This is a genomic window from Vibrio sp. 10N.286.48.F5 (assembly GCF_041469785.1).
In the GTDB taxonomy this organism is placed as follows: Bacteria; Pseudomonadota; Gammaproteobacteria; order Enterobacterales; family Vibrionaceae; genus Vibrio; species Vibrio crassostreae_C.
The window spans coordinates 85,730-98,930 of the sequence record NZ_JBFRLG010000007.1; the positions used below are offsets into that span (position 1 = coordinate 85,730).

Sequence of the window (13,201 nt, forward strand, 5' to 3'; positions counted from 1 at the left end):
TACCCTACTACGCTTTTTCAGCCGCAAGCTTGCGAACCCATGGACGGTGACTTTCTTTACTGATGATTTCGTTACGGAAACGAATCATGGTTAAAGCGCCAAAGAAGAAAGCGAAGCCGAAGATGTTAAGAAGAAGCGGCCATAGCATGTCACTTGAGATCGAAGGTTTTGCGAACTTAGTAATGGTCGCGCCTTGATGAAGTGTATTCCACCACTCTACAGAGAAGTGAATGATAGGGAGGTTGATGACACCAACGATAGCCAAAATGCCTGCCGCTTTCGCTGCTGTTTTTTGGTCGTCAAAAGCGTGGTGTAGTGCGATCACACCCAAGTATAGGAATAGAAGAATCAGCTCTGAGGTTAAACGCGCATCCCAAACCCACCAAGCACCCCACATTGGTTTACCCCAAACTGCGCCAGTTAGTAACGCAATGAAGGTAAACACAGCGCCAATCGGTGCCATCGCCAGTGCGGCCATGTCTGATAGCCTTACCTGCCATACCAAACCGATAAAGGCAGCAATCGCCATCGACATGTAAACGCCCATCGACCAGATTGCAGACGGAACATGGATGTAGATGATACGGAAGCTATCGCCTTGTTGGTAATCAGAAGGCGCAAATGCAAGCCCCCACACGGTACCGACGGATAGACACAATAGCGCTAGGATCGAAAACCATGGCAAAAGTTTACCAGCAAGCTGATAAGAGGTTTCTGCTTTGGCATAGGGATGGAGCCATTTCCACATGTTGTAATCTCACTCTTACTTCATATTGCTTACAGCTATTAAAGCTATAATTATAATAATTTTATTTGTCTTGCTTTCAGTTTTATTGACTCTATGAGTCCAATCGACACATTTGGTTCACATTGGCTATACGATAACGGAACCCCAATCAGTTCACACTTACTCTAAGTGCGGCACTGATCGCAAAAGGCGTCATAGTCATCGCACCCATTAACATTGCCCCAAGCACCGCCAATTGACCGTTGTATGCAACGCCCAAAGCCGCAGCGTCAATTGCTGACGTCGCGAAGATTAAAATGGGGATGTAAAGCGGCAAGATTAACAGGCTTAACAGGACTCCGCCCTTCTGTAACCCAACGGTTAACGCAACACCAATCGCACCAATAAAACTCAATGCGGGTGTTCCTACCAGCAAGGTCAACACAACTGAGAGCCATGTATCAAAATCTAAAGACAACAAAACAGCCAATAATGGGCTGATTAAAATCAATGGTAACCCGGTCAACAACCAGTGTGCTATGACTTTGGACAATACTACCAACTGCAACGGGATTGGCATCAGCATCATCTGTTCAAGGGCGCCATCTTGAAAATCATCACGGAAAAGACGCTCTAAAGAGAGCAATGCAGAGAGCAAAGCGGCCACCCAAACAATACCCGCAGCAATACGCGCAAGTAGGTTTGGCTCTGGGCCAATACTCAAAGGGAAAAGCGTGATAACAATGATGAAGAACCACAAAGGGTTAAAGATATCCGCTTGACGTCGAAACGCGATAAGCAGTTCGCGTCGGATAATCGTGGTCATTGAAGAGATCATATTACTCACCCAACTTTATTTTTCTTAGTTTCGGGCTATCAGCAAACATATCTTGGTGTGTGGTTAACAACACAATGCCACCGTTGTCTGCATGCTGAGAAAAAAGAGATTCGAGAACTTTCACGCCCTGCTTATCAATGGCAGTCAGCGGCTCATCAAGAATCCACAACATTTGCTTGCTCAACCAAAGGCGAGCCAACGCAACTCGGCGTTGTTGGCCTGCTGAAAGTTGCCCCGCAGGTACGTCTTCTCTGCCCGCAAGCCCGACTTGAGCCAGCGCGTGATAAAGCTCTTCTTTGCTGGTACCGCCACTGTGAATCGACTGATAAAAGCTCAGATTCTCATAAGCACTAAGCTCGCGCTTTACGCCTGTTTGGTGACCAAGAAAAAGTAAATTTTGATGATAAACATCTCGACTCGATTCAATAGACTCACCGTCCCAAGAGATAGTGCCGTCATCGCGATCGCCTAAGCCAGTAATAATCCTAAGGAGTGTCGTTTTCCCGGTACCGTTACGACCTTCAACTTGAACCAGCTCACCTGGTTTCAATTGAAAAGACAACGATTCAAACAGAATCCTGTCGTCACGAATAGCAGTTAAATTTGAGACTTCTAGCATAGGTAAATTTAGTCGAGTAATGAGAGCGCTATAGTAGCACACCAACATGGTGACAAAACAGGACTAGGCGTTTTCGATAGAACAAAGTCGGTAAGAAACTGTTACCACCTCATCACAATTTACACATTTTCATCAACAAACAAGATATTATCGTAGATACAAGCACTTATAAACATCGTTCTATATAGATCGGACAGGCATAAAAAAAGAAGCCGAAGCTTCTTTTAAGAGGAATACGTAATAAACATCAATTGCTCAATACGAATTAAGCGCTCAATTTAACGACGTCGAGGCGGGTCTCTGCGATCGCGAGAGGCATCGGGTTGCTGATCGTACGATGAAGGGTCGCTTCGTAATGAAGGAATTTTCTCTTTACCAGCAAGCTTGTTCTGCAGAGACATCATCAGCTCAGCTTCTGCTTTGGGTAATTCACATTCTTCAATTAACTCGTTAATCCCAGCGCCAAGCTGAACCATTTTCGTTGCACGTGTGTACAAACGTCCATCGGTATCCGCATGTTCCAGCTCAACAATACGTTCATTCAAATGTTTGATAAGATCTTGTTGTTCAGTCACTTTCTGGCCAAGGCCAACCACAACAGAGCGAACCTCAAGTAATTGCTTACTCGATTTTTGAAGCTCTTTGTCCAAGTTACGAACTTGCAGGCGTGACTGATCGAGCTGCTTTTGAATCGCACGTTTTACTTTGCTAATCAAAATCAGGATAAATAACGTAAAAACCCCAACGCCTGATATCAGAGTGACAGGGCTTAAAGGAAGCGCTTCAAACATTACAGGTGAGCCATCTCATCCCATTCGTCTTCGCTTAGTAGTTTGTTTAGATCTACTAAGATAAGTAGCTTGCCATCTCGGTTACTTACACCTTGGATGAACTTAGCACTTTCATCAGTACCAACACTTGGCGTTGTGTCGATTTCAGAAGAACGCAGGTAAACCACTTCAGCAACGCTATCTACTAGAATGCCAATTACTTGACGCTCAGATTCAATAACGATGATACGAGTGTTGTCTGTGATTTCACCTTGCATCAAACCAAAGCGAGAACGAGTGTCGATAACAGTAACAACGTTACCACGTAGGTTAATAATACCTAGAACGTAATCTGGAGCACCCGGTACTGGAGCAATTTCGCTGTAACGTAGTACTTCACGTACTTGCATTACGTTGATGCCGTAAGTTTCTTCTTCTAGCTGGAAAGTCACCCATTGAAGTACTTCATCATTCGTTTGCTCTTTTCTTACTTCAACTTCACTCATATGAGACATAGATAATCCTCTTGCCGTCGTTACCGACCACTATTATTAACTTGATGCTTATTGTTAGCCCAATGCTTATTACTAGCTTAATGCTTTTACATCTAGCCCTGCGTTTAGCATGGCGATTAATGCTTCAACATGAATCAAAGCACACATTTTTTCTTTTACCATACCAGCGAGCCATGGGCGTTTCCCTGCCATTTCTCGCCAACGTACTTTGTCTGTATTAAGTAGCTCGGTGCCTTTGAGCTCTGTGCCCGCCAGGCCCCACAAGCTCTCTCCAAGCATCACTATATATTGATAGTTTTCTTTGTATTCGTCACCTGATAGTTTCTCAGACATCACCCATTTTGCGGTGTCGACCACATCTAGCTGACTATCACGGTTGGTTTGTAAACCCAAATACCAAGCTGGCTTACCAATGATATGACTTAACTCTTCAAGGCGATGGATGCCGCCAAGCTCATCAAGTGGCACCGCAAAGGTCACGCCGTTTACATCAAAATACAAGACTTGAAAGTCTTCTTTGCGAACCGTACTTTCCCAAGAGGTAAACTGGTCAGCACCTCCGGCTTGAGTTTCTGGTTCAATAACTGTCTCGGGCTCAGGAACGTCAAGTTCAGGCTCAACAGCCTTAACTTCTGCTTGTTCCGTCGCTAACGGTTCAGCTTGTAACTCTTCAATTTGCTGCGATTCAACAGGTGGCTCTACAACAATTGATAAATCGGGTTCTGGAAGATTCCAATCCTGAATCTCTGGCTCTTCGAACACTTGAACAGACTCAACCGCGGCATCAAACATTTGCATGTCAGCTTGCTCGGCAATTTTCTGGGTGTTCTGATCCATCAACTCATCAAGGTTCAGTTCATCAACAACATTGGTCGCCTCTAAACGACTCAGTAGTTTCTGAACATCCTCAAGGTTAGGAACCTCAAACTCAGCCGCGCGTATTTCTGCGTAGCTTGAGTGGTGACTCGAAAATTGTCGCTCTGGCTCTGGCTCTGGCTCTGGCTCTTCAGATTGTGATTCGTCGCTCGACTCGTCAACAAAAAAATCGTCAGATTCAAAGCTTTCATCGCCTAATAACGCAGTAAAGTAATCATCCAGTGCTTGTTCACTAGAGAGACTTGGCTGCGCCATTGTTGATTCTTTATTCGCGCTCATTTATCGCCAACCTTTCGAGATAAATAAGCAACTGTTTATAAGCAAATACACCACGGCTACCCGATGCAAAATGAGAGGCTGGCAAGCGCTTTAGGCTCGCATCTCGAAACTTGGTATCAATCGGCACAGCAGACGTCCAAACTTGGTTTGGGTAATCATCTTTGAGCTGCGTTAATGTTTGCAGTGAGGCTTTGGTTCGCTTGTCGTACATCGTTGGGACAATCGTAACCTTAAACGGTGTTTTGCGAGACTTCTGCATGATGGTCAAAGTGCGAATCATGCGCTCTAAGCCCTTCATCGCCAAAAACTCAGTCTGTACCGGAATTAATATACGATCGCTAGCAGCCAATGCATTGACCATCATCACACCCAGAATTGGCGGGCAATCGATCAATACATAGTCATAGTCGTCTTTCAAAGCGGCTAAAGCACGCTTCAAGATCAACCCCATGCCGCTTCGATTTCCCATTACACGGTCTAATGTCGCCAAAGACATGTGCGCAGGGATAATATCGATACCTTCGACTTCTGTTTGTAAAAGCAAAGGTCTTACCGTCTGCACGTTAAACTCACGCAACTGGAACAGATCAAACAGGCTCGATTCCACCGTATCTGAATCGTAACCCAGATAGGTGGTCAGTGATGCATGTGGGTCAGTATCAACCAACAGAACACGGTGCCCCTTCAACGCAAGTAAACCTGCTAGAGTCACGGTCGTGGTCGTTTTACCAACACCACCTTTTTGGTTTGCAACACTCCAAACAATCATTTCGATTTACCTAAGCTAACCCAACTTCGACCAAGATCCTTTCCGCGATACGGTCTAGAGGGAGGTCTTCAGTAGAAATGCCAGCTTTTGCTACAGCTTGAGGCATACCATATACAACACAGCTATCTTCGTCTTGTGCCCAAATTGTCGAGCCCGCAGTTTTCAACATACGCGAACCTTCTCGACCATCTGCGCCCATACCAGTCAGGATCATAGACAACACTTTGTCGCCGTAGATCTTCGCTGCTGAGCCGAATGTGACATCCACACAAGGCTTGTAGTTCATGCGGTCGCCGCCATCGATAATTCTTAGACGTGCAGACCCTGCGCGGCCATCAACCATCATCTGTTTACCACCTGGAGCAAGATACGCCACGCCAGGTTTTAACACATCACCGTCTTGCGCTTCGCGAACTTCAATCTTACACAAGGTGTTCAAGCGACTAGCAAAAGCCGCTGTGAATGTTGCTGGCATATGCTGAACTAACACAATTGGATGTGGGTAGTGTGCAGGGATGCGAGTCAAAATCTTCTGTAGAGCAACAGGGCCGCCAGTCGACGTACCAATTGCTGTTAATTGATACTTCTTACCTGACGCTCTAAATTTCGCCGTTGATGCAACCGCAGGCTTCGCTGTGGAAGTCGCAGCTGTTGTTGAAATTGGTTGGCGTAATGGCGTAGATGTTGAAGTCGTTGCTGTCGCTCTCGGCACAATAGGAGCACGACGCATAAATGCACGCTTTGCAGCAATCTTAATCACTCGCTGTTGAAGCAATGCAACTGCATCGTCGCGGTTACGTGCAATATCTTCAAACTTCTTAGGTAAGAAGTCGAGAGCACCTGCATCTAACGCATCTAACGTTGCTCTCGCTCCATCATGCGTTAACGATGAAAACATCAAAATAGGCGTTGGAGACGCGGCCATGATCTCACGAACGGCAGTGATACCGTCCATGACAGGCATTTCAATGTCCATAGTGATTACGTCAGGTCTTAGCTGTTTCGCTTTCTCAACGGCTTCTTTACCGTTTACTGCAACATCAATGACTTCTAGGCGAGCCTCTGAGTTGATGATCTCGCTAACGCGACGACGAAAAAAACTCGAATCATCAACGACTAATACTTTAATCGCCATATTTATCCTTAAATTAAATTCTTGACGCTGCTGCGTACTGCTTCAACAAGTCCGGCACATCTAGAATCAATGCAATGTGTCCGTCACTTGTAATTGTCGCGCCTGCCATTCCTGGCGTGCCTTGCAGAAGCTTATCAAGCGGCTTGATGACTACTTCTTCTTGACCGATCAGCGTATCGACAACAAAACCAACACGTTGGCTACCAAGTTGCACGATAACAACATGGCCGTGTCCTTTGCGCAGTTCAACAATACCCGCTTTAGGTGCAAGCCAGTTTTGCAAGTAGAACAACGGAATAGACTTATCGCGAACGATGATCGTCAGCTGACCATCAACCACGTTTGTGCGGCTTAAATCTAGGTGGAAAATCTCGTTAACCGATGCCAATGGCAATGCAAATGGGTGACCTGCAACACCGACCATCAAGGTTGGTAGAATCGCTAGGGTTAGTGGAACCTTGATGGTGATCTTGGTGCCCTGTCCCATTTCTGAATCAATATCAATAGAGCCGTTCAGTGTGTTGATCGCTGTTTTCACAACGTCCATACCCACACCACGACCAGAGATATCCGAGATCTGCTCTTTGCTTGAGAAGCCAGGAGCAAAAATCAGGTTAAAACACTCTTTATTTGATAAGCGAGACGCTGCATCTTCATCCATCAGGCCACGTTTAACCGCGATAGCACGAAGCTTATCAGGGTCCATACCGCCACCGTCATCAACGATAGCCAGTTCAATGTGGTCACCTTCTTGAGAGGCAGACAGAATCACTTTACCCGTTTGTGATTTACCCGCAGCAACACGGTCGTTTGGCATTTCAATACCATGATCGACAGAGTTTCTCACCAAGTGAATCAGGGGATCAGCAAGTGCTTCTACTAAGTTTTTATCAAGGTCCGTTTCTTCGCCACGCATTTCAAGAACGATGTCTTTCTTCAAGCTACGAGCAAGGTCACGGACAACTCGTGGGAAGCGACCAAATACTTTCTTGATCGGCTGCATACGAGTCTTCATTACCGCACCTTGAAGGTCTGCAGTAACAACATCTAAGTTAGAGACAGCTTTCGACATTTCTTCGTCGTTGCTGTTGAGGCCTAGGCTGACTAGTCGGTTACGCACCAATACCAGTTCACCCACCATGTTCATGATGGTGTCCAGTGTTGATGTATCAACACGAACTGTCGCTTCAGCTTGTTGCTTCTTAGCCGGCACTTTAACTTCAGCTTTTGCTGGAGCGCTCGGTTTTGGCTCAGCTTTAACGGCAACTGGCGCAGCAGGTTTAGGCGCAGCTTGAGGTGCTACTGCCTTAACTTCTGCTGGCTTAGTCGCGGCATCCAATTCTTCAATCGAAGGTCCATTACCTGAGCCATGTAGTTGGTCAAGTAACTTCTCGAACTCTTCGTCAGTCATCAGATCATCGCCTTCAGACATCGCCGAAACAGGTGCTGCTGGCGGCGTTGGCGGTGGAGGAGGCGTTGAACTTGCCGCTGTCGGGCTCTTACCCGCACCGTGCAATTCATCTAATAACTTTTCAAATTCGTCATCAGTAATATCACCACTGTCAGCAACAGACTGAGGTGCAGCGGGTGCTGGCGGCGGTGTTGGTGCAGAAGGCGCTGTTGGTGAACCACCTTTACCGTGAAGCTCATCAAGCAAGCGTTCAAACTCATCTTCAGAGATATCATCGACTGAAGATGCATTGATGTTTGAGCTTTCAGCAGTAGGTTCCGGAGCAATAACAGGCTCAGGCGCTGCAACAACAGGTTCAGGGATAATAGGTGCAGGCGCTTCTACTGGTGCCACTTCATCCGCAGACTCTGGTTTACAGAGACGGTGAAGTTCATCCAATAAAGATTGGTCGGCTGGCACTAAAGGTTCCTGATCTTGCACGGCGCGAAACTGTACATTGACTGTATCTAGCGCCTGCAGCATGGTATCCATCAAACCTGATGTTACGCTGCGTTGGCCGTTTCGCAGAATGTCGAACACATTCTCAGCACCATGACAAGTATCCACCAGCTCAGTTAATGCTAGGAAACCAGCACCACCTTTTACTGTATGGAAACCACGGAAAATAGCATTTAATAGGTCTTTGTCGTCAGGGTTATTCTCAAGCTCTACCAGTTGTTCTGATAGGAGTTCAAGGATCTCTCCTGCTTCGACTAAAAAGTCCTGAAGAATATCTTCGTCTAAATCGTAGCTCATACGTTACCTTTAAAATCCAAGACTGGATAACAAATCGTCGACTTCATCTTGAGATGCGACAGCGTCTTCGCGCTCTTCTGGGTTCATAATTGGACCTTCAGGCGCAATCGATGCTTTCTTCTCTGACTCTGGAGTTGGCTCTTTTTGATTCGCACCGAATACCGTGAGAATCTCGACCAAACGTCCTTCCACCTCATTCACCAAGGTAATAACTTTGCTGATTATCTGCCCAGTTAAATCTTGGAAATCCTGAGCCATCAAGATTTCAGTCAATTGTCCGCGTAGTTCAGTACTGTCGCCTTCTACTTGGACAAGCAATCCATCAATGCGGTGACATAAAGCTTTAAATTGTGCCAGCTCAATGCGGCCATGCATCAGTTCATTCCATTGAGGCCTTACTTGAAGTAAACACTCGTGTAGGTTGTCTGCGATTGGCATACAGCGATCGACAGCGTCCATCGTCTTATTTGCCGCAACTTCCGTTTTATCAATGACATACTGAAGGCGATCCCTTGCATCAGGGATTTCGTCATTTGCGATAACGCTGATGCGTTCATCGAAATTGAATTGAGTCAAAGAGTCGTGGAGGTCGCGTGTCAGACTTCCTATTTCTTGAAGCATTGGATTGTCTTGAAGACTAAAGTTATCTTCATAAATGCTTCTCACAAGAGAATCAGCATTTTGCTGCTCATCGTTCTCAAGCAGCTCTACTAATTTTTTTGCTTGTTCTAATGAAATCATCCTGAATTCGGCCTTACTCCGCATACTTTGTGCGCTTAGGCTATCGAGATAAACAGATAACTTATCAGTCAGTGTTTACCTAGAAGTGCCTAAATTTATTGATGCTTATAAGCGATCAAAAATCTTATCAAGTTTCTCTTTCAGCGTTGCAGCAGTGAAAGGCTTCACAATGTAACCATTAACACCCGCTTGCGCAGCTTCGATGATCTGCTCACGCTTCGCTTCAGCTGTGATCATAAGCACTGGAAGGTGCTTAAGTTCTGCGTCTGCGCGAATGTGTTTAAGCAGGTCAATCCCTTGCATGCCTGGCATGTTCCAGTCAGTTACCACGAAATCAAATTCGCCTTTTTTCAGCATAGGTAACGCGGTCAAGCCATCATCTGCTTCTTGAGTGTTGTTGAAACCTAAATCGCGAAGTAGGTTTTTAACAATTCGGCGCATCGTTGAAAAATCATCAACAATGAGAATTTTCATGTTTTTGTTCAAATTAGCCTCCACTGAATAGGATCAGTGTTGTTAGTCGTTCTGTGTCCAAGCACTTAACTTAGTGCGTAAACGCTGCATAGATTGGCTCAGTATTTGGCTGACACGAGATTCGCTGACACCTAACACTTCCCCAATCTCTTTTAAATTGAGTTCTTCGTCGTAATAAAGCGAAAGCACAAGGCCTTCCCTTTCCGGAAGTTGTTTTATCGAATCGATCAAAGCTTGGCGGAATGACTCATCAGCAACCCCTTGAAAAGGCGTATTATCTTGAGAGTCTTCATTCGGAGATATTACATCATCTGAGACGCCTAAATCTTCAATTCCAACCAGTCTTGAGCAATTAATGTCAGTTAAAGCACTGTGATACTGCTCTAAACTGAGCCCCATGTGTTTTGCCACTTCGGCATCACTCGGGTCGCGGTTGAGGATACCCTCTAATTCCGCAATTGCACTGCTGATTTCTCGATTGTTCTTATGAACCGATCTCGGCACCCAGTCCCCACGGCGAATGTCATCCAACATTGCCCCGCGAATCCGAATACCAGCATACGTCTCAAAGCTTGCGCCTTTGGTACCATCATAGTTTTGTTGCGCTTCAATCAAGCCGATCATGCCAGCTTGAATTAAGTCATCAACCAATACATTAGGCGGTAATCGCCCCAACAAGTGATGAGCGATACGTTTAACCAACACAGAGTACTTCTCAAAAAAAGCCTGTTGGCTATTGTGATTAGCGTGTTGGTCGTAAGTAAGCGCTTTATTCACCAAATGGTTCCTCTATAAATTCAGTACGATTCAGCAGCCTTTCAACAAAGAACTCCAAGTGTCCGCTCGGTGTTTTTGGTATTGGCCAGGTCAAGGCTTTGTTAGCCAAAGAGCTGATTGCCAATGCAGCTGGAGAGCGAGGAAACGCATCGACTACGATTTTCTGTCTCTTGACTGATTGACGTACTTTATCATCTAAAGGAATACATGCTACGAGTTCGAGGCTCACATTCAAGAAGCGCTCTGTGACCAAAGTCAACTTTGCAAATAATTCTCGGCCTTCGCGGTAGCTTCTGACCATATTTGCAACAACTTTGAATCGCTGAACTTGGTGTTCTCTGCTTAAAAGCTTAATCAAAGCATATGCATCCGTGATCGAGGTAGGTTCATCACATACCACGACAACCACGTCTTGCGCCGCTCTTGAGAAGCTGATCACCATGTCCGAAATACCGGCTGCGGTATCAACCAACAAGATATCCATCTCGTCTTCAAGCGAACCGAATGCGCGAATCAAACCAGCATGCTGTGCGTGTGAAAGTTCAGTCATGCTTTGAGTGCCCGATGTCGCTGGAATAATTTTAATTCCGTGCGGCCCTTCGACAATCGCATCCTTAAGTTCACATTCGCCAGCCAACACATGCCCAAGGTTTCGTTTAGAACGAATACCTAGCATGATATCGACGTTCGCTAGTCCTAAATCGGCATCTAGCACCATGACTTTTTTGCCTTGGCGCGCCATGCAAATAGCCATACCTAACGTCACATTAGATTTACCAACGCCTCCCTTACCACCGGTTACAGCGATAACTTTTGTGAGTGAAGGCTTGGTTAAGCGACGGAGGCCGCTAGCTTGGTCATGTATCATATTTTCATTCATATTTATCCGCCGCCTAGAGCCCTTCAGAATCGCTATTCCAGTAATGAGGTTCATTCTCTGTAGATTTTTCTAATAGCTCATTAGCCTTAGCAATCATGTACTTTGGCTGAGCTATAACGATATCTTCAGGAACTCGTTGACCATTTGCTATGTAAGCAACTGGTAATGCATTTTGTATTACGACACTGATGAATTCACCTAGACTTAGGGATTCATCCAGCTTAGTCATGATGCATCCCGACAACGGGATTCTTCTAAAGTGTTCAATTGTTTCTTGCAGCACTTTGCGTTGCGCGGTTGCAGGCAACACAAGGTAGCTATTGATAACGGAACCACTCTCTTGCATCAATGTGTCTAACTGCTCAGATAGGCGAACATCTCGTTGTCCCATGCCTGCAGTATCGACCAGAATCAGGCGACGATTACGTAACTGATATATTACATCGGCCAGTTCGCTAGAATCTTTAGCAACTCTTACAGGACAACCCATAATTCGGCCGTAGATCGATAACTGCTCATGTGCACCTATACGATATGTGTCAGTTGTCACTAGTGCGACGTTATCAGCGCCATATTCCATGGCAGCACGTGCAGCTAGCTTTGCAACAGTCGTTGTTTTACCCACGCCGGTTGGGCCAAGTAGAGCCACAATACCGCCGCGTTTTAAAATATCTTTTTGTGTAACGGAGATTTGGTCAGCAACCAGAGCTAACAGAGCCTTCCATGCACGTGCAGGTTTAGTATCTTCAGGAATGTAGCAAGCCATTTGATCGGCAAGCTCTGCAGATACACCCATACGTTCAAGGCGCTTAATAAGCATGGCTCTCAGTGGTTCACGGCGCTCAACTTCTTGCCACATCAACCCAGAAACTTGATGCTCTAACAGACGACGAATTGAGGTCATCTCTTCGCGCATCGTTTCCATTTCAGTATCAGAACCTTTGGACTGAGTGTTCTCTCGACCACGATCATAACGGGTAGGATCCAAGCGAGGTGTCGGGCGCTCTACTCTGCGGTCTTCAGCAATCAACTTAGACAAACCCGTTTCACGAGCAAATGCAGAATCAAGATTTCCGTGAGACTGTTGGTTACCGTGAGATTGCTGATGGCCATGAGACTGCAAATTGCTTTGAGTCTGATGACTATGAGGCTTATGGCCCGTGCTTGATTGGCGATTGAGCAATGCTGACAATGAATCTTCATTTTCTGCACGATGCTGTGGCTCATCATCGGCGCCATGACTGTATTGCTTAAGCATATTCGCAAAGCGCTTAGTCATTGAACGTCCACCTTCAACATTCGACTGTAGGCTAACCTTGTCATCGTCTAGTTGACGTCGCCCAGCAGGAGCTGCGGGCGCGGCCATTTGCGTATATTGGCTTTGTGCAGGCTGCTGAGGTTTATTTAATCTCTGGCTCGCTGTCGACGGGCTGGATTCGCCATCAATAGCGGCAACAATTTCCACGCCACCTGCGACCTTTTTGTTAGACATGATCACCGCTTCTGAACCAAGTTCTTCTTTAACTTGGAGCAGAGCCGTTCGCATATCTTTTGCAAAAAATCGTTTAATTTTCAATTCGATTGTCCGTTCTAAT

Annotated in this window: 14 protein-coding genes; all 14 read right to left on the reverse strand. The window is 45.9% G+C overall.

Annotation, left to right across the window (positions count from 1 at the left end; all coding sequences use genetic code 11):
• Nucleotides 1–7: 7 nt before the first annotated feature.
• A complete protein-coding gene (locus tag AB4185_RS07250) occupies nucleotides 8–748 on the reverse strand; it encodes a heme ABC transporter permease (protein ID WP_017068974.1) in 741 nt (246 codons plus the stop codon).
• Nucleotides 749–896: 148 nt separating this feature from the next.
• Nucleotides 897–1,565 (reverse strand): heme exporter protein CcmB, encoded by a 669-nt coding sequence (gene ccmB, locus AB4185_RS07255; RefSeq protein WP_017060658.1) that lies wholly within the window; start codon nucleotides 1,563–1,565, stop codon nucleotides 897–899.
• A 1-nt stretch (nucleotide 1,566) separates the two neighbouring features.
• Nucleotides 1,567–2,184, reverse strand: coding sequence for a cytochrome c biogenesis heme-transporting ATPase CcmA (gene ccmA / locus AB4185_RS07260; RefSeq protein ID WP_017060659.1), 618 nt, complete (start codon nucleotides 2,182–2,184; stop codon nucleotides 1,567–1,569).
• Between the two features lie 278 nt (nucleotides 2,185–2,462).
• The gene (locus AB4185_RS07265) at nucleotides 2,463–2,975 is read right to left on the reverse strand and encodes a DUF2802 domain-containing protein (RefSeq protein ID WP_372135245.1); all 513 of its coding nucleotides are present in this window, start codon (nucleotides 2,973–2,975) and stop codon (nucleotides 2,463–2,465) included.
• Nucleotides 2,975–3,469 (reverse strand): chemotaxis protein CheW, encoded by a 495-nt coding sequence (locus AB4185_RS07270; protein WP_017064109.1) that lies wholly within the window; start codon nucleotides 3,467–3,469, stop codon nucleotides 2,975–2,977. Before AB4185_RS07270 ends, AB4185_RS07265 begins: the two co-directional genes overlap by 1 nt.
• Before the next feature lie 72 nt (nucleotides 3,470–3,541).
• A complete protein-coding gene (locus AB4185_RS07275) occupies nucleotides 3,542–4,624 on the reverse strand; it encodes a chemotaxis protein CheW (RefSeq protein WP_372135247.1) in 1,083 nt (360 codons plus the stop codon).
• Complete coding sequence (locus AB4185_RS07280) at nucleotides 4,611–5,393, reverse strand: ParA family protein (RefSeq protein WP_017071206.1); 783 nt, start codon at nucleotides 5,391–5,393, stop codon at nucleotides 4,611–4,613. Before AB4185_RS07280 ends, AB4185_RS07275 begins: the two co-directional genes overlap by 14 nt.
• A gap of 10 nt (nucleotides 5,394–5,403) precedes the next feature.
• Nucleotides 5,404–6,528 carry a chemotaxis response regulator protein-glutamate methylesterase gene (locus tag AB4185_RS07285; RefSeq protein ID WP_372135249.1) on the reverse strand — a complete coding sequence of 375 codons (1,125 nt, stop codon included), beginning with the start codon at nucleotides 6,526–6,528 and terminating at the stop codon, nucleotides 5,404–5,406.
• 13 nt (nucleotides 6,529–6,541) lie between these two features.
• A complete protein-coding gene (locus tag AB4185_RS07290; protein WP_017064112.1) occupies nucleotides 6,542–8,734 on the reverse strand; it encodes a chemotaxis protein CheA in 2,193 nt (730 codons plus the stop codon).
• Nucleotides 8,735–8,743: 9 nt separating this feature from the next.
• Nucleotides 8,744–9,475, reverse strand: a complete 732-nt coding sequence (locus tag AB4185_RS07295; protein WP_017064113.1) for a protein phosphatase CheZ — start codon at nucleotides 9,473–9,475, stop codon at nucleotides 8,744–8,746.
• A 105-nt stretch (nucleotides 9,476–9,580) separates the two neighbouring features.
• Nucleotides 9,581–9,949 carry a chemotaxis response regulator CheY gene (gene cheY / locus AB4185_RS07300; protein WP_016767062.1) on the reverse strand — a complete coding sequence of 123 codons (369 nt, stop codon included), beginning with the start codon at nucleotides 9,947–9,949 and terminating at the stop codon, nucleotides 9,581–9,583.
• Nucleotides 9,950–9,991: 42 nt separating this feature from the next.
• Nucleotides 9,992–10,726 (reverse strand): RNA polymerase sigma factor FliA, encoded by a 735-nt coding sequence (locus AB4185_RS07305; protein ID WP_017060667.1) that lies wholly within the window; start codon nucleotides 10,724–10,726, stop codon nucleotides 9,992–9,994.
• Nucleotides 10,719–11,606, reverse strand: a complete 888-nt coding sequence (locus tag AB4185_RS07310; RefSeq protein WP_017060668.1) for a MinD/ParA family protein — start codon at nucleotides 11,604–11,606, stop codon at nucleotides 10,719–10,721. Before AB4185_RS07310 ends, AB4185_RS07305 begins: the two co-directional genes overlap by 8 nt.
• 13 nt (nucleotides 11,607–11,619) lie before the next feature.
• Nucleotides 11,620–13,182: a flagellar biosynthesis protein FlhF gene (gene flhF, locus AB4185_RS07315; RefSeq protein WP_029235190.1), complete on the reverse strand. Its 1,563-nt coding sequence runs from the start codon at nucleotides 13,180–13,182 to the stop codon at nucleotides 11,620–11,622.
• Nucleotides 13,183–13,201: the final 19 nt, after the last annotated feature.